Genomic DNA, 20,441 nt, shown 5'->3' with positions numbered 1-20,441 from the left:
GACACCGCCGACAACCTTTCATAGCCTTTCAAAGCCTTGCGGATCAACACACATGCGTAACAACCAACCCGTCACACAACGCGAAAGGACCTTCCCGGCCCAACAACGATTGATTTCGACCACCGATGCCAAGGGCGTGATCACCTACTGCAACGACGCGTTCGTTGACATCAGCGGGTATTCGAAGGAAGAACTGATTCGTTCACCGCACAATCTCGTGCGCCATCCCGACGTCCCATCCGCAGTGTTCGCACACATGTGGGGTACGCTGAAACAAGGCTTGCCATGGATGGGCATCGTCAAGAACCGCAGCAAGAACGGCGACCATTACTGGGTCAATGCCTATGTCACGCCCGTGTTCGAGGGCAATCAAGTGGTCGGCTACGAATCGGTGCGGGTCAAGCCCTCCGCCGAACAGATCGCTCGGGCCGAAGCGCTTTATCAACGCATCAACCAAGGCAAGTCCGCGGTTCCGGGCAGCGACAAATGGGTGCCCATGCTGCAGGACTGGCTACCGTTTATCCTGGTCAGCCAGTTGAGTTTCGTCGTCGGCGCGTTCCTGGATTCGTCCTGGGGCTTTGCCCTGGCGGCCGTGCTGTCGGTGCCCTTGGGGCTGATGGGCCTGCAATGGCAGCAACGCGGGATCAAGCGCCTGCTGCGCCTGGCCGAGCAAACCACGTCCGACCCGCTGATCGCCCGGATGTACACCGACAGCCGCGGCGTCCAGGCACGCCTGGAGATGTCGATCCTCAGCCAGGAAGCACGCCTGAAAACCTGCCTGACCCGCCTGCAGGACACCGCCGAGCACCTTAACGACCAGGCTCGCCAGTCCAATACCCTGGCCCATAACAGTTCCAGCGGCCTGGAGCGCCAGCGGGTGGAAACCGAACAGGTCGCCACGGCCGTCAACCAGATGGCGGCAACCACCCAGGAAGTCGCCAGCCACGTGCAGCGCACCGCCGATGCCACCCAGGAAGCCAACCGCCTGACCAGCCGCGGCCGCGACATCGCTGGCGAAACCCGCGAAGCCATCGAGCGCCTGTCGGTGGTGGTCGGCGAAACCGGCCAGACCGTGACCCAACTGGCCAAGGACAGCGACGAGATCGGTGGCGTGGTGGACGTGATCAAAGGCATCGCCGACCAGACCAACCTGCTGGCCCTCAACGCCGCCATCGAAGCGGCCCGTGCCGGGGAGATGGGCCGTGGCTTTGCCGTGGTGGCTGACGAAGTGCGGCAACTGGCACAACGCACCAGCGAATCCACCGGGCAGATCCACGCCCTGATCGCCAAACTCCAGCAGACCGCCACCAACGCCGTGCAGACCATGGACGCTGGCCATCGCCAGGCCGAAGAAGGCGTGGCACGGGTCATGGAAGCGGACGAGGCTCTGGTGGGGATCAGCGAAGCGGTGGCCCACATCACGGACATGACCACCCAGATCGCCGCCGCCACCGAGGAGCAAAGCTCAGTGGCCGAGGAGATCAGCCGCAACATCAGCAATATCTCGGAACTGGCCGACCAGACCTCCGGCCAGGCCCACAGCTCGGCGCTGCTCAGCGAAGAGCTGACCCGCACGGCCAATACGCAGTATTCATTGGTGGAGCGGTTTAACCGCTGACAGATGCCTGCCTCACAAAAAACCCGGACAGCGTAGGCTTCCGGGTTTTTTGCCGCCTGGAAGGCCGCTCACGCGTGCCTGCTCGCGATGAGGTTTTGTCGTGACCTGTCAACTCTGACAGTAGACCGCAATCGCCACATTGTTAAAGTGCAAATGCAACAAGGGAGAACATTTCATAAAAACGATTAGCAATGAGGTTCTTTCACATGAAAGTTCATGACTTCTACTTTCCCAAAGACGAGCACCAGCGGCTCAACGGATCCTTTTCTTGGTACCTCGGCCCTACGCTCGTTCATGCAAGATCTACGTCTTTCTTACTGCGTCTCTCTCCGCCCCCAAGAGAGCACACCTGGTTCCTTACCGGCACTGCCGACTACCCAAGTACTGGTGATTATTTCTATTTCCAAATTGGGGTTGATTATGTCAGCGAGGAAGTGATGGACGCGAGTTACACATTAGAAGGCGGCTTCTCCTTCCGTCACACGCATTCGATTCCTGGTCAGCCCGGCTGGTTTCAATCGGTCCGCGCTGACAGCGCAGAATTGACTATCAGGCTCGATCCTGTGGGTGGAACCGCGAAGGGCAATTTCACCGCTCATTTCAACACCGATGGGTACGACATGCACCCGACGGGGACATTCGACTTAATCCGGGATGACATGAAAAATTAGTTACGGTCTGAATGATCCATCGCGAGCAAGCGCAATTCCAGGAAGTAAAAATTGCAGCAGGTCAGTTCGCGATGGGACGGTGACAGTCAGGCAAAAGGTTACTCAAGGAATTTTGTCACCCTGAGCGCCGCCGCCTCCATATGTTGCTCATGACTAAACCCCGAAGCCTTCAGCGGTTTCAGGTCATGATCCCCCGCCACCAACCACATCACCTCGATGCCCGGTGACAATTCATACCCCTGCACCGCCTCCCGATTGCCCAACGCATCGCGCTCGCCCTGGACGATCAAGGTGGGGGTCTTCAACGTCGCCAAGTGCTCGACCCGCGGTTTCTGCGGCTTGCCCACCGCATAGAAGGGATAGCCCAGGCACACCAGCGCGTCGGCGCCCAATTCATCGGCCAGCAAACTCGCCATGCGCCCGCCCATGGACTTGCCGCCAATGGCCAGCCGCCCAGCGACATAAGGCCGCACCGTGGCGTACACCTGTCGCCAGCATTCCAGCAGCTTCGGTGCCGGATTGGGTGGGCGCTTGCCCCCATCCAAACGTCGTTGGGCCATGTAGGGAAACTCGAAGCGCAGCACGTTGACCCCATGCGCGGCAAGGCCCGCAGCCATTTCCTCCATGAATCCGCTGTCCATCGGTGCACCGGCGCCGTGGGCCAGGATCAGGGTCGGCGCCTCGGCACTGGCGCCCGACCGCGCGGCCGTCCATAGCCAACCGTGTTCGGCCACACACCGCACCCATTGATCCCCGTCAATACTGGCCTTGTGCTGTTTGTCCATGCTGATCTCGCTTTTAGTCTGCCTATAACTCCAGGCGAAGAACGCCGCACTGCCTTGCGCAGGCGCTCACTTCGGCTGAACCGTGGATGGGGAACCATGAACACTTCTATCAGTACCGCCTACAACTACAAGGTGGTCCGCCAATTCGCCATTATGACGGTGGTGTGGGGCATCGTCGGCATGGGGCTCGGGGTTTTTCTCGCCGCCCAATTGGTCTGGCCACAGCTCAACTTCGATTTGCCCTGGACCAGCTTCGGCCGCCTGCGCCCGCTGCACACCAACGCGGTGATCTTCGCCTTCGGTGGCTGTGCGTTGTTCGCCAGTTCGTTCTATTCGGTGCAGCGCACCTGCCAGACTCAGCTGTTTGCGCCGAAAATCGCCGCGTTCTGCTTCTGGGGCTGGCAACTGGTGATCCTGCTGGCGGCCATCAGCCTGCCACTGGGCTACACCAGTTCCAAGGAATACGCCGAGCTGGAATGGCCGATCGACATTCTGATCACCATCGTCTGGGTTGCCTACGCGATTGTGTTCTTCGGCACCGTGGCCAAGCGCAACACCAAGCACATCTACGTTGGTAACTGGTTCTTCGGCGGGTTCATCCTGACCGTGGCGATCCTGCACATCGTCAACAACCTGGAACTGCCGGTGAGCCTCACCAAGTCCTACTCGGTCTACGCCGGGGCCACGGACGCGATGGTGCAATGGTGGTACGGCCACAACGCCGTGGGCTTCTTCCTCACCGCAGGCTTCCTGGGGATGATGTACTACTTCGTGCCGAAGCAGGCCGAGCGCCCGGTGTATTCCTATCGCTTGTCCATCGTGCACTTCTGGGCCCTGATCACCCTGTACATCTGGGCCGGCCCTCACCACTTGCACTACACCGCGCTGCCGGACTGGGCACAGTCCCTGGGCATGGTGATGTCGCTGATTCTGCTGGCGCCAAGCTGGGGCGGCATGATCAACGGCATGATGACCCTGTCGGGCGCCTGGCATAAGCTGCGCAGCGACCCGATCCTGCGGTTCCTGGTGGTGTCCCTGGCGTTCTACGGCATGTCGACCTTCGAAGGTCCGATGATGGCGATCAAGACCGTCAACGCCCTCTCCCACTACACCGACTGGACCATCGGCCACGTACACGCCGGCGCACTCGGCTGGGTGGCAATGATTTCCATCGGCGCCCTGTACCACATGATCCCGAAAGTCTTCGGCCGGCCACAGATGCACAGCATCGGGCTGATCAACGCGCACTTCTGGCTCGCGACCATCGGCACCGTGCTCTACATCGCCTCGATGTGGGTCAACGGCATCGCCCAGGGCCTGATGTGGCGTGCGGTGAACGAGGACGGCACGCTCACCTACTCCTTCGTCGAAACCCTGGTGGCCAGTCACCCAGGCTTCGTCGTGCGGCTGGCGGGCGGGTCGATCTTCCTCCTCGGCATGCTGCTGATGGCCTACAACACCTGGCGCACCGTGCGGGCCTACCAGCCTGCCGAAGCCGCCGCTGCCGCGCAGATGGCCTGAGGAGTCCACCATGAAACACGAAACAATCGAAAAAAACGTCGGCCTGCTGATGCTGCTGATGGTCCTGGCCGTGAGCATTGGCGGCCTGACCCAGATCGTGCCGCTGTTCTTCCAGGACGTGACCAATAAACCGGTGGACGGCATGAAGCCCTACACCGCCCTGCAACTGGAAGGCCGTGACATCTACATTCGTGAAGGCTGCGTCGGTTGCCACTCGCAGATGATCCGTCCGTTCCGCGCCGAGACCGAGCGCTACGGCCACTACTCCGTCGCCGGTGAAAGCGTCTGGGACCACCCATTCCTGTGGGGCTCCAAGCGCACCGGGCCGGACCTGGCCCGGGTTGGCGCGCGCTACTCCGATGACTGGCACCGCGCCCACTTGTACAACCCGCGCAACGTCGTGCCCGAGTCGAAAATGCCGGCCTACCCGTGGCTGGTGACCCAAGCGGTAGACAGCAGCCACACCGAAGGCAAGCTGCGCGCCATGCGCACCCTGGGCGTGCCGTACACCGATGACGACATCACCGCCAGCGTGGCCTCGCTCAAGGGCAAGACCGAAATGGACGCGCTGGTGGCCTACCTGCAAGTGCTCGGCACTGCCATCAAGAGCAAGAGGTGAGCCATGGTTCTTGAAATGAGTACTGGAATGATCCGCGGCCTGGGCACGGTCGTGGTGTTCATCGCCTTCATCGGCCTGACCCTGTGGGTATTCAGCAGCAAACGTCGTCCAGAGTTCGCCGAAGCGCGCCTGCTGCCGTTCGCCGACGAGCCAGCTGCCGACATCGCCCCCCCCCAAGACCCTGCAACAAGGAGTACCCGGCCATGACCACCTTCTGGAGTACGTGGATCTGCGTACTGACCATCGGCAGCCTCATCGGCCTGACGTGGTTGCTGATCGGCACTCGCAAGGGCGAGACCAAGGGCAGCGTCGACCAGACCATGGGCCACAGCTTCGACGGCATCGAGGAGTACGACAACCCGCTGCCACAGTGGTGGTTCCTGTTGTTCGCCGGCACCCTGGTGTTTTCCGTCGGCTACCTGGTCCTCTATCCCGGCCTGGGCAACTGGAAAGGCATCCTGCCAGGCTACGAGAACGGCTGGACCGGCGCCCATGAATGGGAAAAGGAGATGGCCAAGGCCGATGCCAAGTTCGGACCGATCTTCGCCAAATTCGCCGCCATGCCCGTGGAGGAAGTGGCCAAGGACCCACAGGCCTTGAAGATGGGGGGCCGCCTGTTCGCCTCCAACTGCTCGGTCTGCCACGGCTCGGACGCCAAGGGTGCCTTTGGCTTCCCGAACCTGGCCGACAGCAACTGGCGTTGGGGCGGTGCTGCCGACACCATCAAGGCCACCATCATGGGCGGTCGCATGGCGGCGATGCCCGCCTGGGGCGAAGTACTGGGGGACGCCGGGGTCAAGAACGTGGCCGCGTATGTACGCCACGACCTGGCCGGCCTGCCGTTGCCGGCAGACAGCGGTGCCGATCTGCAGGCCGGACAGCAGGCCTTCAACACCACCTGCGTCGCCTGCCACGGCGCCAACGGCCAAGGGACCGAAGCCATGGGCGCGCCGAACCTGACGCAACCGGCCGGTTTCATCTATGGCACCAGCCTGGCCCAGTTGCAACAGACCATTCGCCATGGTCGCCAGGGCCATATGCCAGCGCAGAATGAGTTGTTGGGCAATGACAAGGTGCAACTGCTGGCCGCCTACGTCTACAGCCTGTCCCACACCGCCGGTGCCGAGCGCCTGCAAGCCGAACACAAAAGCGAATAAATCTTGACCGCGTGAACAGCCGTATCCGTCTGGATGCGGCTGCTCCGTGTCCCTGCGCGACGCATTGTCGCACCCTCCCATAGTCTTTCTTTCGGTTCCCCGGAATCGGGTCTAAGCTTGCCTTTGCGTGCGCTGGCGACTGCCGGTTTCAGGTCGACCCGACCCGATGCGTTCGACAATCGTTCGTCAAAAAGGCCGCAAAGGCAGGTGAATACCGGCTGTTGCGACAGTTGCCTGGCATCACCCGAACGCCGTGTTTGAACACACCCCGTTACAACCGACCCGACCCCCTCGCCTCTTTCCTTCGTTGCGACATTTTGCCGAGGGCCAATTTTGTCCCTACACGGAACATGGAAAGGCCGCAGAATCAGCTTTGGAAAGCATTGACCCAGGTCATGGCGCGTTGCAATGACCCCCCGCTTTCTCCATACTTGCGACCGATTTTTATCCTAATAAAACACCCAAACCGTGGAACCTTAGAATGAGCACAGCAATCAGTCCGACTGCTTATAACTATAAGGTAGTCCGCCAGTTCGCCATCATGACGGTGGTCTGGGGGATCCTTGGCATGGGGCTCGGTGTCTTCATCGCCTCGCAACTGGTCTGGCCGGAGTTGAACTTCGATCTGCCATGGACGACATTTGGACGCCTGCGCCCGCTGCACACCAACCTGGTGATCTTCGCCTTCGGTGGTTGTGCATTGTTTGCCACTTCTTATTACGTCGTGCAGCGAACCTGCCAAACGCGACTGATCTCCGACAGCCTCGCCGCCTTCACCTTCTGGGGCTGGCAAGCGGTCATCGTCGGTGCGATCGTGACCTTGCCACTGGGTTACACCACCACCAAGGAATACGCTGAGCTGGAATGGCCCCTGGCTATCCTGCTGGCCATCGTCTGGGTGACCTACGGTCTGGTGTTCTTCGGCACCATCGTCAAGCGCAAGACCAAGCACATCTACGTCGGTAACTGGTTCTACGGTGCCTTCATCGTCGTGACCGCCATGCTGCACATCGTCAACCACGCTTCCCTGCCGGTCAGCTTCTTCAAGTCGTACTCGGCCTACTCGGGTGCGACCGATGCGATGATCCAGTGGTGGTACGGCCACAATGCCGTGGGTTTCTTCCTGACCACCGGTTTCCTGGGGATGATGTACTACTTCGTGCCGAAACAGGCCGAGCGTCCGATCTATTCCTATCGCCTGTCCATCGTGCACTTCTGGGCGCTGATCACCCTGTACATCTGGGCAGGTCCGCACCACCTGCACTACACCGCACTGCCGGATTGGGCGCAGTCCCTGGGCATGGCGATGTCGATCATCCTGCTGGCACCAAGCTGGGGCGGCATGATCAACGGCATGATGACCCTGTCGGGCGCCTGGCATAAGCTGCGCACCGACCCGATCCTGCGCTTCCTGGTGGTGTCGTTGGCGTTCTACGGCATGTCGACCTTCGAAGGCCCGATGATGGCCATCAAGACCGTCAACTCCCTGAGCCACTACACCGACTGGACGATCGGCCACGTGCACGCTGGTGCGCTCGGCTGGGTGGCGATGATTTCCATCGGCGCCATCTACCACATGATCCCGAAACTGTTCGGTCGTGCGCAGATGCACAGCACCGGCCTGATCAACGCGCACTTCTGGCTCGCGACCATCGGTACCGTGCTCTACATCGCCTCGATGTGGGTCAACGGCATCACCCAAGGCCTGATGTGGCGTGCAATCAACGACGACGGCACCCTGACCTACTCGTTCGTCGAAGCGCTGCAGGCCAGCCACCCTGGCTTCATCGTGCGTGCCCTGGGCGGCGCGTTCTTCGCCAGCGGCATGCTGCTCATGGCCTACAACGTGTACCGCACCGTTCGTGCCTCTGACCCGGCTGAAGCTGAAGCCGCCGCCAAGATCGCCGTAGTTGGAGCTCACTGATGAAGCACGAAGCAGTAGAGAAGAATATCGGCCTGCTGGCCTTCTTCATGGTCATTGCCGTCAGCATCGGCGGCCTGACCCAGATCGTCCCGCTGTTCTTCCAGGACGTGACCAACAAGCCGGTCGAAGGCATGAAGCCACGTACCGCCCTTGAACTGGAAGGCCGTGACATCTATATCGCCAACGGTTGTGTCGGCTGCCACTCGCAGATGATCCGTCCGTTCCGCGCCGAAACCGAACGCTATGGCCACTATTCGGTCGCCGGTGAAAGCGTCTGGGACCACCCATTCCTGTGGGGTTCCAAGCGTACCGGTCCGGACCTGGCCCGCGTTGGCGGCCGCTACTCCGACGACTGGCAGCGTGCGCACTTGTATAACCCGCGCAACGTGGTGCCTGAGTCGAAAATGCCAGCCTACCCGTTCCTCGTAGAAAACAAGCTCGACGGCAAAGACACCGCCAAGAAAATGGAAGTCCTGCGCACCCTGGGCGTGCCTTACACCGACGAAGACATCGCCGGTGCCAAGGATGCCGTCAAGGGCAAGACTGAAATGGACGCGCTGGTGGCCTATCTGCAAGGCCTGGGCACCATCATCAAAAGCAAACGGTGATTCTTTATGGATATCGGGATGATTCGCGGCCTGGGCACCGTCGTCGTGATGGTGGCCTTCATCGGTCTGGCCCTGTGGGTGTTCAGCCCCAAGCGCAAGTCGGAGTTTGACGACGCGACCTTGCTGCCGTTCGCGGATGATCCCGAAGCCATCAAGCACGTCGAGCAAGCTTCTAGGAGTAACAAAGAATGACTACATTCTGGAGTCTGTACGTCACAGTCCTCAGCCTGGGAACGATCTTCTCCCTGACCTGGCTGCTGCTGTCGACCCGCAAGGGCCAGCGCGCCGAGCAGACGGACGAGACCGTCGGCCACTCGTTCGACGGGATCGAGGAGTACGACAACCCACTGCCGAAATGGTGGTTCATGCTGTTCGTGGGCACCATCGTGTTCGCCCTCGGTTACCTGGTGCTCTACCCAGGCCTGGGCAACTGGAAGGGCCTGCTGCCAGGCTACAACTACCTGGACACCGAAAAGCAGACCGCCTTCGCCAACGGCCAGACCGGCTGGACGGGCGTCCATGAGTGGGAAAAGGAAATGGCACGTTCGGACGCCAAGTTCGGTCCGATCTTCGCCAAGTTCGCCTCCATGCCGATTGAAGAAGTCGCCAAGGACCCACAAGCCCTGAAGATGGGTGGCCGCCTGTTCGCCTCCAACTGCTCGGTCTGCCACGGTTCCGATGCCAAGGGCGCCTATGGCTTCCCTAACCTGACCGACGCCGACTGGCGCTGGGGCGGTGAGCCGGAAACCATCAAGACCACCATCATGGGCGGTCGTCACGCCGTGATGCCGGGCTGGGCTGCCGTGGTCGGCGAGCAAGGCGTGGCCGACGTGGCCGCTTACCTGGTGACCAGCCTGCACAGCCGCAAACTGCCGGAAGGCGCCAAGGCCGATCCAGCCAATGGGCAGAAACTCTTTGCCGCCAACTGCGTGGCCTGCCACGGCCCTGCTGGCAAAGGCACGCCAGCCATGGGCGCACCTGACCTGACGCACCCGGCCGGTTTCATCTACGGTTCGAGCTTCGCTCAGTTGCAGCAGACCATCCGCTACGGTCGCCAGGGCCAGATGCCGGCCCAGGCCGACTTGCAAGGCAACGACAAGGTCCATTTGCTGGCCGCCTACGTCTACAGCCTGTCTCACGGCGAAAAGGCTCCTGCGGCTGACGCCCAGTAAAGCCAGCGCCTGATGCCCCCAAGGCCCCGTCAACCCAGGTTGACGGGGCCTTTTTGTTTGCCGGTGCGACAGGGCAATGGTTTTATCTTGCCCGCAATCAACGACGGTAGTAACGTGCCTACATTCAGTTTTCTCGAGGACGCCGCCATGTCCATCACCACTATTTCCAGCCGCGAATTCAACCACGACACAAGTGGTGCCAAAAAAGCCACCCGCCAGGGGCCGGTCATCATCACCGACCGTGGCAAGCCGGCCCATGTGCTGCTAAGCATTGAGGAGTACCAGAAACTGACCGGCATCGGCACCAGCATTGTCGAATTGCTGGTCATGCCCGACACGCCGGATATTGATTTCGATACCGAACGTGCCGTCATCTCTCCTCGTTCGGTGGACCTGTCCTGATGTACCTGCTCGACACTAACGTCATCTCGGAACTGCGTAAGCCTCAGGCCGATAAAAACGTACTGGCTTGGGCGCGTAGCGTGCCCGCCCCCAGCCTTTACCTCTCGGCAATTACCGTATTGGAACTGGAAACCGGCGTGTTGCGCTTCGAACGCAAAGACCCGGCGCAAGGCAGCCGTCTGCGCGCATGGCTGGACAACCATGTCATGCCCGCATTCGCCGGCAGAATCCTGGCGGTCGACCGCGCCGTTGCGCTGCGCTGCGCTCGCCTGCACGTTCTGGTTCGCAGCAATGAATGCGATGCATTGATTGCCGCCACCGCGCTGGTTCATGGGCTGACCGTAGTCACCCGCAATGTGACTGATTTCCGAGGCAGCGGCGTGGCGTTGCTTGATCCGTGGTCCAACCAAAGCCTCCTCGCGACAGGCGAACCGCGCACTGGGTAACGTCGACCCATGGTAGCCGCACCAAGCCAATCCGAAAGGGTCTGCTGAATGAGTCAGCAGGCCCTTTCGTTTTTCTCCAGTGCCATGGAATGTCTATAGTCAATTGACCTGGGTCAAGACTTGTTACATCCCGCTACACCATTGTGCCCTCATCCCCAACGCGACCAAAGGTCGCACCCTTGGGCTAGAGCGACAGGCGTATCATTGCGCCACCGCAACACCCTTTCTGACCGTGGTTAGCACGTACTGGCCACGGCACTTTTCCACTGCCGTGGGATGCATTTGATGAGCAACCAGATTCCGGTACATGACGTCACCCCGCCTGCCAAGGACGCGAACAAAAGCGTCGACCTGTATGCCTCTCGGGAAAAAATCTACACCCGTGCCTTCACTGGCCTGTTCCGCAACCTGCGAATGGCTGGCGGCGCGCTATTGTTCCTGCTGTATTTTGGTACGGTCTGGCTGAACTGGGGTGGCCATCAGGCCGTCTGGTGGAACCTGCCGGAGCGCAAATTCTTTATTTTCGGCGCCACCTTCTGGCCCCAGGATTTCATCCTGCTGTCCGGGATGTTGATCATTGCCGCCTTTGGCCTGTTTTTCATCACAGTCTATGCAGGACGCGTGTGGTGTGGCTACACCTGCCCACAGAGCGTGTGGACCTGGATCTTCATGTGGTGCGAAAAAGTCACCGAAGGCGACCGCAACCAGCGCATCAAGCTCGACAAGGCCCCCATGGGCGCCAACAAATTCCTGCGCAAGCTCGCCAAGCACAGCCTGTGGCTGCTGATCGGTTTCGTCACCGGCATGACCTTTGTTGGTTACTTCACGCCAATCCGCGAACTGGTGTTCGAGTTCTTTACCGGCCAGGCCGATGGCTGGTCGTATTTCTGGGTGGGTTTCTTCACCCTCGCCACCTACGGCAACGCTGGCTGGCTGCGTGAGCAAGTGTGTATCTACATGTGCCCGTACGCACGCTTCCAGAGCGTGATGTTCGACAAGGACACCTTGATCGTTTCCTACGACCCGCGTCGTGGCGAAAGCCGTGGCCCGCGCAAGAAGGGCGTTGACTACAAAGCCCTGGGCCTGGGGGATTGCATCGACTGCACCATGTGCGTCCAGGTCTGCCCTACCGGCATCGACATCCGCGACGGCCTGCAGATCGAGTGCATCGGCTGCGCGGCCTGCATCGATGCCTGCGACAACATCATGGACAAAATGGATTATCCACGCGGCCTGATCAGCTACACCACCGAACACAACCTTTCAGGGCAGAAAACCCATAAACTGCGCCCGCGCCTGATCGGTTATGCCCTGGTGCTGCTGACCATGATGAGCCTGTTGGCGGCGGCGTTCTTCATGCGCTCGCTGGTGGGTTTCGACGTCAGCAAGGACCGCGTGCTCTACCGCGAAAACGCCGAAGGCCGGATCGAGAACGTCTACAGCCTGAAGATCATGAACAAAGACCAACGCGACCATACGTACGTCCTGGAAGCCGCCGGCCTGCCCGACCTCAAGTTGCAAGGCCGTCGGGAAATCAAGGTCGCGGCCGGCGAGATCTACAGCCAGCCGGTCGAGCTGTCCAGCGCACCGGAACAACTGCCATCGAGCACCAACGAGGTGACCTTCATCCTCAAGGACGCCGATGACGAAAGCGTACATGTCGAAGCCAAGAGCCGGTTCATCGGCCCACAAACTCGTTGAGAGAACTGAACATGCCTGCAGCAACCGCCACCAGCCCTTGGTACAAGCACCTCTGGCCGTGGATCATCATCGCGATCCTGACCTGCTCGGTGACACTGAGCCTGACGATGGTGACCATTGCGGTGAAGAACCCGGACAACCTGGTCAACGACAATTATTATGAAGCCGGCAAGGGCATCAACCGCTCGCTGGAGCGCGAATTGCTGGCCCAGACCCTGCAACTGCGTGCCAACGTGCAACTGGACGAACTCACCGGTGAGGTGAACCTGCGCCTGAACGGCAACAGCCGTCCCCAGACCCTGGAACTGAGCCTGATCTCGCCGACCCAACCGGAGAAGGACCGCAAGATCGTCCTGACACGCAACGACAGTGAACCAGGGCGCTACGTCGGTCAGTTGGCGGACAAGATCGAAGGCCGGCGCTTTGTCGAATTGCTGGGGGTGGAGAACGACAAGACCTGGCGCCTGTTCGAAGAAGAGCAGATCAATCACGGCCAGGACCTCCTGCTCGGCGATGAACCGCTGCAAGGCGCTGAAGACCTGAAGCAGTAAATCGCTTCTCTGTGGCGAGGGAGCTTGCTCCCGCTGGGTCGCGAAGCGGCCCCGTTCGTCGTATGACCGGCTCACCCGATTACGACTGCTACGCAGCCGAGCGGGAGCAAGCTCCCTCGCCACAACAGCGCCCATAAACCAGCAAACGCCCCAGCCAAAAAGGCCTTCATGCGACAACCATGACCACTCCACAGCCCTGCTACCACTGCGCCCTGCCCGTCCCCCCTGGCAGTCGCTTCACCGCCGTTGTCCTCGGTGAAACCCGCGAGCTGTGCTGCCCGGGCTGCCAGGCGGTGGCCGAGGCCATTGTCGCCGGTGGCCTGGAAAGTTATTACCAGCATCGCAGCGAAGCGTCGGCCAACCCCGAATCCCTGCCCGTCCAGTTGACCGATGAACTGACACTGTACGATCGCCCAGACGTGCAGCAATCATTCGTGCGCCATGAAGGCGAACTGGCCGAAACCACCCTGTTGATGGAAGGCATCAGTTGCGCCGCCTGCGGCTGGTTGATCGAAAAGCAATTACGCAGCCTGCCGGCCGTGGCCGAGGCGCGGTTGAACCTGTCCAATCATCGCCTGCATGTACGTTGGGCCGACGCTCAACTGCCGCTGAGCACGCTGCTCACCGAATTGCGCCAGATCGGCTATGTCGCCCACCCGTACCAGGCCGACCAGGCCTGTGAACAACTCGCCGCACAAAACCGCCTGGCCCTGCGCCAATTGGGTGTGGCCGGTCTGTTGTGGTTCCAGGCGATGATGGCAACCATGGCCACCTGGCCGGAATTCAACATCGACCTGAGCCCGGAGATGCACACCATCCTGCGCTGGGTTGCCCTGTTCCTCACCACGCCCATCGTCTTCTATAGCTGCGCGCCGTTATTCAAAGGCGCCATGCGCGACCTGCGCACCCGCCACCTGACCATGGACGTTTCCGTGTCCCTGGCCATCGGCAGCGCCTACGTTGCCGGGATCTGGACGTCAATTACCGGGGTCGGCGAGTTGTACTTCGACGCCGTAGGCATGTTTGCCCTCTTCCTGTTGGCCGGCCGTTACCTGGAACGCCGGGCCCGGGAGCGTACCGCTGCCGCCACCGCCCAACTGGTCAATCTGTTGCCGGCCTCGTGCCTGCGCCTGGAAGACAACGGCCAGAGCGAACGCATCCTGCTCAGCGAGTTGCGCACCGGCGATCGGGTATTGGTGCATCCAGGCGCGGTGCTGCCGGCCGATGGCAGGATCCTGGATGGCCAGTCCAGCATCGACGAATCGCTGCTGACCGGTGAATACCTGCCACAACCTCGCCAGGTGGGCGACGCGGTCACCGCCGGCACGCTGAACGTCGAAGGGGCCTTGACGGTCGAGGTGCTGGCCCTCGGGCAAGACACCCGATTGTCGGCCATCGTGCGGCTGCTGGAGCGGGCCCAGGCCGAAAAGCCACGGCTGGCGGAAATCGCCGACCGCGCGGCCCAATGGTTCTTGCTGTTCTCCTTGATCGCCGCTGCCGTCATCGGGCTGGTGTGGTGGCAACTGGACGCTTCGCGCGCGTTCTGGATCGTCCTGGCGATGCTGGTCGCCACCTGCCCTTGCGCGTTGTCCCTCGCCACGCCGACCGCCCTCACCGCCGCCACCGGCACCCTGCACAAACTCGGTCTGCTGCTGACGCGCGGTCATGTGCTGGAAGGCCTGAACCAGATCGACACGGTAATTTTCGACAAGACCGGTACCCTCACCGAAGGCCGCCTGGCGTTGCGCGCCATTCGGCCATTGGCGGCCCTCGACAGTGATCAATGCCTGGGCTTGGCCGCCGCCCTGGAAAACCGCTCCGAACACCCTATCGCCCGCGCCTTCGGCCGCGCGCCATTGGCCGCCGAACAGGTGCAAAGCACCCCGGGGCTGGGGCTGGAAGGTTTGGTGACCGAACAGCGCCTGCGCATCGGCCAGCCCGGTTTCGTCTGCGAACTGAGTGGCGTCGCCGTACCGCAAATGCCGGACGAACCCGGGCAATGGCTATTGCTGGGCGATGAGATCGGGCCCCTGGCCTGGTTCGTCCTCGATGACCGCTTGCGCGTCGATGCCCCGGCACTGCTGGCGGCCTGCAAGGCACGGGGCTGGCGGACGCTGCTGTTGTCGGGTGACAGTTCGCCCATGGTTGCCAGCGTCGCCGCCGAGCTGGGCATCGATGAGGCTCGCGGCGGGCTGCGCCCGGACGACAAACTGGCCGTGTTGCAGCAGTTGCATCAACAGGGCCGCAAGGTACTGATGCTCGGCGATGGCGTGAACGACGTGCCCGTGCTGGCGGCGGCGGACATCAGTGTCGCCATGGGCTCGGCCACCGACCTGGCCAAGACCAGCGCCGACGCGGTGCTGCTGTCCAACCGCCTCGACGCCCTGATCCACGCCTTCAGCCTGGCCCGACGCACCCGCCGTGTGATCATCGAGAACCTGGTGTGGGCCGGGCTGTACAATGGCCTCATGTTGCCGTTCGCCGCCCTCGGCTGGATTACGCCGGTGTGGGCGGCGGTCGGCATGTCCATCAGTTCGTTGACCGTCGTGTTGAATGCGCTGAGGCTGACACGTCAGCCCAAGACGCAGGTTTTCGACACCACGCCCGATACCCGCCCGCTGTCGGCCTGAGCCGCACGGGCATGGAGTTCCGACATGCCAGCTCTCTACGTGATGATCCCGGCCGCGCTGCTGATCGTGGCCATCGCTGTGTACATTTTCTTCTGGGCCGTGGACAGCGGCCAGTACGACGACCTCGACGGTCCGGCCCACAGCATTCTGTTCGACGATCAGGACCCGAACCACAAGGCGGCGGTGGACGAAGCCAGTGGCGAGGCCCGCAAGCCGGACGACAAGGCTGGGCCCCATGCTTGACCTGGCACCCCTGTTGGTTTCGGCGGTCATCCTTGGCCTGCTCGGCGGCGGACACTGCCTGGGCATGTGCGGCGGCCTGATGGGCGCCCTGACCCTGGCGATTCCCAAGGAACAGCGCAGCCGGCGCTTTCGGTTGCTGCTGGCGTACAACCTGGGGCGGATCCTGAGCTACGCCACCGCCGGGTTGCTGATCGGCCTGGCCGGTTGGGCGGTGTCCAACAGCCCGGCGGCGATGATCATGCGGGTGCTGGCCGGCTTGCTGTTGATTGCCATGGGCTTGTACTTGGCGGGCTGGTGGAGCGGCCTGACCCGCATCGAAAGCATCGGTCGCGGCCTGTGGCGGCACATCCAACCCGTCGCCAACCGTTTGCTGCCCGTGTCGAGCCTGCCCCGGGCCTTGCTGCTCGGTGCGCTATGGGGCTGGCTGCCGTGCGGCCTGGTCTACAGCACCCTGTTGTGGTCCGCCAGCCAGGGCAATGCACTGGACAGCGCGTTGCTCATGCTCGCCTTCGGCCTGGGCACCTGGCCGGTGCTGCTCGCCACGGGCCTGGCCGCCGAACGCGTCACCGCCCTGCTGCGCAAACGCAGCGTGCGCATGGCCGGTGGCTTGTTGGTGATTATTTTCGGCGCATGGACACTGCCGGGGCCACATCAACATTGGCTCATGGGCCATTGACCAAGTCGCCCCCAATCGCGAGCATCGACAACTCCCAATGCCCCGTTGACGCAAATCAAAACGGCCACCCCCTCGCGCCCCTAGACTCGCCCCATGCCAGTCTATCCGGGGAATGCCCGCATGCTCGACACCATTTGTTGGGACTCAAATCTTATCCGCCGTTACGACCTGGCGGGACCACGCTACACCTCGTACCCCACTGCAGCGCAGTTCGGCAGCCAGGTGGGCATCTTCGACCTGCTCCATGCCCTGCGCGACAGCCGCAAGGCCCTGCGGCCGTTGTCGCTGTACGTGCACATACCGTTCTGCGCGAACATTTGCTACTACTGCGCCTGCAACAAAGTCATCACCAAGGACCGCGGTCGTGCCCACGCCTACCTGCAACGCCTGGAGCAGGAAATCCAACTGATCGGCTGTCACCTGAACCCCACCCAGCGCGTGGAACAGTTGCACTTTGGCGGCGGTACCCCGACGTTCCTCAGCCACGACGAACTGCGCCAACTGATGGCCAAGCTGCGCCTGCACCTGAACCTGCTGGACGACGATTCCGGTGACTACGGCATCGAAATCGACCCCAGGGAAGCCGACTGGTCGACCATGGGCCTGTTGCGCGAACTGGGTTTCAACCGGGTCAGTATCGGCCTGCAAGACCTTGATCCAGCGGTGCAGCGGGCCGTCAATCGCCTGCAAAGTCTCGAGGAAACCCGCGCAGTGGTCGAAGCCGCCCGGACCTTGCAGTTCCGTTCGATCAATATTGATCTGATTTATGGGCTGCCCAAGCAGACCCCGGAAAACTTCGCCCGCACGGTCCAGGAAGTCATCCATCTGCAACCGGACCGGCTCTCGGTGTTCAACTACGCCCACCTGCCGGAACGCTTCATGCCCCAGCGGCGCATCAACAGCCAGGACTTGCCGACCCCGGAGCAGAAACTGGCAATGCTGCAAGGCACCATCGAACAACTGACCACCGCCGGTTACCGCTATGTCGGCATGGACCACTTCGCCCTGCCCGACGACGAACTGGCAATCGCTCAGGAAGAGGCTACGTTGCAGCGCAACTTCCAGGGCTACACCACCCATGGCCATTGCGACCTGATCGGCCTTGGCGTGTCAGCCATCAGCCAGATCGGCGATTTGTACTGCCAGAACAGCAGTGATCTGAGCCATTACCAGAACACCCTCGCCGACGGGCAACTGGCGACCAGTCGCGGGCTGATCTGCAACGCTGACGACCGGCTGCGGCGCGCGGTGATCCAGCAATTGATCTGCCATTTCCACCTGCCCTTCGCCGAGATCGAGCAAACCTTCAACATCGATTTTCGCGGTTACTTCGCCCCGCAATGGCCGCAATTGCGGGCCATGGCCGCGGATGGGCTGATCGAGCTGGATGACACCCACATCCGGGTATTGCCCGCCGGGCGCCTGCTGGTTCGGTCCGTGTGCATGGTGTTCGATGCCTACTTGGAGCAGCACAACCGACAGCGCTTCTCCCGCGTTATTTGAGCGCGACAATTTGACGACGAAACCGCACTGGCCGGAGTGCCATCTCTGGGGTACCCTTACGCCTTATGCGTGATTTCCCACAAGGATTTAAGAAATGTCCGAGCCAGTCAAACTGCGCGCCCACAACCAGGCCCATTGCAAGGATTGCAGCCTGGCCCCCCTCTGCCTGCCGCTTTCGCTGAACCTTGAGGACATGGACGCGCTGGACGACATCGTCAAACGGGGCCGACCGTTGAAAAAAGGCGAGTTCCTGTTTCGCCAGGGCGACGCCTTCGACTCTGTCTACGCCGTGCGCTCGGGCGCCTTGAAGACCTTTAACCTGAGCGATGGCGGCGAAGAACAGCTCACCGGCTTCCACCTGCCCAGCGAACTGGTGGGCCTGTCCGGCATGGACACCGAGTCCCACCCGGTCTCGGCCCAGGCGCTGGAAACCACCTCGGTGTGCGAAATTCCCTTCGATCGCCTGGACGAGCTGGCCATACAGCTGCCGCAACTGCGCCGCCAGTTGATGCGGGTCATGAGCCGGGAAATCCGTGACGATCAGCAGATGATGCTGCTGCTCTCGAAAAAAACCGCCGACGAGCGTATCGCCACATTCCTGGTCAACCTCTCGGCACGCTTCCGCGCTCGTGGGTTCTCGGCCAACCAGTTCCGCTTGAGCATGTCGCGCAACGAAATCGGCAACTACCTGGGCCTGGCGGTGGAAACCGTGTCCCGGGTGTTCACCCGCTTCCAACAGAACGAGTTGATTGCCGCCGAAGGCAAGGAAATCCACATTCTCGACCCGATCCAGCTCTGCGCCCTGGCCGGCGGCTCGATCGACGGCTGATGAACCTGCGCGGCTGAGGGATTTGCCTCGCCGCGCTATACTGCCGCGTTTGCAGCCCTGCCAGGACACCTCCACGATGGTCTTCGACTCCTTCGATATCAAATCCCTGATCCGCCCCGTGATCGATTTCCCCAAGCCCGGCGTGATCTTTCGCGACATTACCCCACTCTTCCAATCCCCGACCGCCCTGCGCCTGGTCATGGACAGTTTCGCCCACCGGTACGTCGAGGCCGAGTTCACTCACATTGGCGCGATGGATGCGCGGGGTTTCCTGATTGGCTCGATCCTGGCCTATCAGTTGAACAAGCCGCTGATCTTGTTTCGCAAGCAAGGCAAGCTGCCGGCCGATGTGCTGGCCGAGGGTTACCAGACCGAATACGGCGAAGCCTTCCTTGAAGTGCACGCCGATAGCTTGTGCGAGGGTGATTCGGTGGTGATGTTCGATGACCTGATTGCCACTGGCGGCACGCTGATCGCCGCTGCCAACCTGATCCGCCGTATGGGCGCCAAGGTCCACGAAGCCGCGGCGATCATCGACCTGCCGGAGCTGCTCGGCTCCCAGCGCCTGGAAGACATGGGGATTCCCACGTTCTGCCTGACGCAGTTCTCGCTCAGCGAAAGGTAATTGGCAGGCAACAATCGAACCTGTGGGAGCGAGCTTGCTCGATGGCGATTTATCAGTCGCATGGATATTGACTGATCCACCGCTATCGCGAGCAAGCTCGCTCCCACAGGTACTGTGTAGCGGCTACAACGCGATCGGCTTGCGCCCGGCAAACGAATGCGCCAGCGTCCCGCCATCCACCAACTCAAGCTCCCCACCCAGCGGCACGCCGTGGGCGATGCGCGAGGCGATCAAGCCTTTGTTGTTGAGCAGTTGGGCAATGTAATGGGCGGTGGCTTCGCCTTCGACCGTCGGGTTCGTAGCGAGAATGACTTCCGTGAACGTACCCGCCTCTTCGATCCGCGCGATCAACTGTGGAATGCCGATGGCTTCAGGCCCCAAGCCGTCGAGCGGTGACAAATGGCCCTTGAGCACGAAATAACGGCCACGAAAACCGGTCTGCTCTACCGCATACACATCCATCGGCCCTTCCACCACGCAAAGCAGGCTGTCGTCCCGACGCGGATCGGCACATTGTGGACAGAGATCGTCTTCGGTGAGGGTGCGGCATAACCGGCAATGCCCTACGCCTTCCATGGCCTGGCTCAGGGCCTGGGCCAGGCGCGAACCGCCGCTGCGATCACGCTCGAGCAATTGCAACGCCATGCGCTGGGCAGTTTTCTGACCTACACCCGGCAACGTTCGCAGGGCATCGATCAGTTGGCGAATCAAAGGGCTGAAGCTCATGGAGGAAATGTCCGACATAACAACGAGACGCGGT

The 20,441-nt window shown here is 61.6% G+C and carries 22 protein-coding genes; 20 read left to right on the top strand and 2 right to left on the bottom strand.

Going from position 1 to position 20,441, the window contains the following annotated elements:
* Positions 1-52 precede the first annotated feature (52 nt).
* Positions 53-1,618 (top strand): methyl-accepting chemotaxis protein, encoded by a 1,566-nt coding sequence (locus BLU76_RS13570; protein WP_063322198.1) that lies wholly within the window; start codon positions 53-55, stop codon positions 1,616-1,618.
* Between the two features lie 206 nt (positions 1,619-1,824).
* Positions 1,825-2,289 (top strand): hypothetical protein, encoded by a 465-nt coding sequence (locus tag BLU76_RS13565; RefSeq protein ID WP_092481403.1) that lies wholly within the window; start codon positions 1,825-1,827, stop codon positions 2,287-2,289.
* 98 nt (positions 2,290-2,387) lie between these two features.
* Here BLU76_RS13565 and BLU76_RS13560 read toward each other — a convergent pair whose 3' ends face one another.
* Positions 2,388-3,074, bottom strand: coding sequence for an alpha/beta family hydrolase (locus BLU76_RS13560; protein WP_092223079.1), 687 nt, complete (start codon positions 3,072-3,074; stop codon positions 2,388-2,390).
* 96 nt (positions 3,075-3,170) lie between these two features.
* On the opposite strand from BLU76_RS13560, the gene ccoN (BLU76_RS13555) reads away from it, so the two are divergent.
* The 18 genes from ccoN (BLU76_RS13555) to BLU76_RS13470 all read left to right on the top strand — a co-directional run bounded on the left by ccoN (BLU76_RS13555) (position 3,171) and on the right by BLU76_RS13470 (position 19,681).
* Positions 3,171-4,595: a cytochrome-c oxidase, cbb3-type subunit I gene (gene ccoN / locus BLU76_RS13555; RefSeq protein ID WP_060738426.1), complete on the top strand. Its 1,425-nt coding sequence runs from the start codon at positions 3,171-3,173 to the stop codon at positions 4,593-4,595.
* Between the two features lie 10 nt (positions 4,596-4,605).
* On the top strand, positions 4,606-5,214 hold the full coding sequence (gene ccoO / locus BLU76_RS13550) for a cytochrome-c oxidase, cbb3-type subunit II (protein ID WP_063322200.1): 609 nt from the start codon (positions 4,606-4,608) through the stop codon (positions 5,212-5,214).
* Between the two features lie 3 nt (positions 5,215-5,217).
* Positions 5,218-5,421: a cbb3-type cytochrome oxidase subunit 3 gene (locus tag BLU76_RS13545; RefSeq protein ID WP_092223077.1), complete on the top strand. Its 204-nt coding sequence runs from the start codon at positions 5,218-5,220 to the stop codon at positions 5,419-5,421.
* Entirely contained in the window at positions 5,418-6,371 is a 954-nt protein-coding gene (gene ccoP, locus BLU76_RS13540; RefSeq protein ID WP_092148429.1) for a cytochrome-c oxidase, cbb3-type subunit III, read from the top strand. Before BLU76_RS13545 ends, ccoP (BLU76_RS13540) begins: the two co-directional genes overlap by 4 nt.
* A gap of 481 nt (positions 6,372-6,852) precedes the next feature.
* Positions 6,853-8,295 (top strand): cytochrome-c oxidase, cbb3-type subunit I, encoded by a 1,443-nt coding sequence (ccoN, locus tag BLU76_RS13535; RefSeq protein ID WP_063322203.1) that lies wholly within the window; start codon positions 6,853-6,855, stop codon positions 8,293-8,295.
* Positions 8,295-8,903, top strand: coding sequence for a cytochrome-c oxidase, cbb3-type subunit II (ccoO, locus tag BLU76_RS13530; RefSeq protein WP_018925301.1), 609 nt, complete (start codon positions 8,295-8,297; stop codon positions 8,901-8,903). Before ccoN (BLU76_RS13535) ends, ccoO (BLU76_RS13530) begins: the two co-directional genes overlap by 1 nt.
* Before the next feature lie 6 nt (positions 8,904-8,909).
* On the top strand, positions 8,910-9,095 hold the full coding sequence (locus tag BLU76_RS13525) for a CcoQ/FixQ family Cbb3-type cytochrome c oxidase assembly chaperone (protein ID WP_003183474.1): 186 nt from the start codon (positions 8,910-8,912) through the stop codon (positions 9,093-9,095).
* Complete coding sequence (gene ccoP / locus BLU76_RS13520) at positions 9,092-10,075, top strand: cytochrome-c oxidase, cbb3-type subunit III (RefSeq protein ID WP_063322204.1); 984 nt, start codon at positions 9,092-9,094, stop codon at positions 10,073-10,075. Before BLU76_RS13525 ends, ccoP (BLU76_RS13520) begins: the two co-directional genes overlap by 4 nt.
* Positions 10,076-10,222: 147 nt before the next feature.
* Positions 10,223-10,477 (top strand): type II toxin-antitoxin system Phd/YefM family antitoxin, encoded by a 255-nt coding sequence (locus BLU76_RS13515; protein WP_063322205.1) that lies wholly within the window; start codon positions 10,223-10,225, stop codon positions 10,475-10,477.
* Positions 10,477-10,923, top strand: coding sequence for a type II toxin-antitoxin system VapC family toxin (locus tag BLU76_RS13510; protein ID WP_092223073.1), 447 nt, complete (start codon positions 10,477-10,479; stop codon positions 10,921-10,923). Before BLU76_RS13515 ends, BLU76_RS13510 begins: the two co-directional genes overlap by 1 nt.
* A gap of 285 nt (positions 10,924-11,208) precedes the next feature.
* Complete coding sequence (ccoG, locus tag BLU76_RS13505; protein WP_003199601.1) at positions 11,209-12,624, top strand: cytochrome c oxidase accessory protein CcoG; 1,416 nt, start codon at positions 11,209-11,211, stop codon at positions 12,622-12,624.
* An 11-nt stretch (positions 12,625-12,635) separates the two neighbouring features.
* Positions 12,636-13,175: a FixH family protein gene (locus tag BLU76_RS13500; protein ID WP_063322208.1), complete on the top strand. Its 540-nt coding sequence runs from the start codon at positions 12,636-12,638 to the stop codon at positions 13,173-13,175.
* Between the two features lie 179 nt (positions 13,176-13,354).
* Positions 13,355-15,805, top strand: coding sequence for a heavy metal translocating P-type ATPase (locus BLU76_RS13495; protein WP_092223072.1), 2,451 nt, complete (start codon positions 13,355-13,357; stop codon positions 15,803-15,805).
* A 24-nt stretch (positions 15,806-15,829) separates the two neighbouring features.
* On the top strand, positions 15,830-16,048 hold the full coding sequence (gene ccoS, locus BLU76_RS13490) for a cbb3-type cytochrome oxidase assembly protein CcoS (RefSeq protein WP_063322210.1): 219 nt from the start codon (positions 15,830-15,832) through the stop codon (positions 16,046-16,048).
* Entirely contained in the window at positions 16,041-16,724 is a 684-nt protein-coding gene (locus BLU76_RS13485) for a sulfite exporter TauE/SafE family protein (RefSeq protein WP_063322211.1), read from the top strand. The genes ccoS and BLU76_RS13485 overlap by 8 nt, the downstream gene beginning before the upstream one ends.
* 120 nt (positions 16,725-16,844) lie before the next feature.
* On the top strand, positions 16,845-18,227 hold the full coding sequence (hemN, locus tag BLU76_RS13480) for an oxygen-independent coproporphyrinogen III oxidase (RefSeq protein WP_092223071.1): 1,383 nt from the start codon (positions 16,845-16,847) through the stop codon (positions 18,225-18,227).
* A gap of 94 nt (positions 18,228-18,321) precedes the next feature.
* Entirely contained in the window at positions 18,322-19,056 is a 735-nt protein-coding gene (fnr, locus tag BLU76_RS13475) for a fumarate/nitrate reduction transcriptional regulator Fnr (protein WP_063322213.1), read from the top strand.
* Positions 19,057-19,132: 76 nt separating this feature from the next.
* Positions 19,133-19,681, top strand: coding sequence for an adenine phosphoribosyltransferase (locus tag BLU76_RS13470; protein ID WP_063322214.1), 549 nt, complete (start codon positions 19,133-19,135; stop codon positions 19,679-19,681).
* A 123-nt stretch (positions 19,682-19,804) separates the two neighbouring features.
* On the opposite strand, the gene recR is transcribed toward BLU76_RS13470, so the two are convergent.
* Positions 19,805-20,407 (bottom strand): recombination mediator RecR, encoded by a 603-nt coding sequence (gene recR / locus BLU76_RS13465; RefSeq protein WP_003199585.1) that lies wholly within the window; start codon positions 20,405-20,407, stop codon positions 19,805-19,807.
* Positions 20,408-20,441: the final 34 nt, after the last annotated feature.

The sequence above is a fragment of the Pseudomonas sp. NFACC08-1 genome (assembly GCF_900106735.1).
GTDB lineage: Bacteria > Pseudomonadota > Gammaproteobacteria > Pseudomonadales > Pseudomonadaceae > Aquipseudomonas > Aquipseudomonas fluorescens_Q.
Note: the sequence above shows the minus strand (reverse complement) of the source record. Positions and strands in the feature narration are given on the sequence as shown.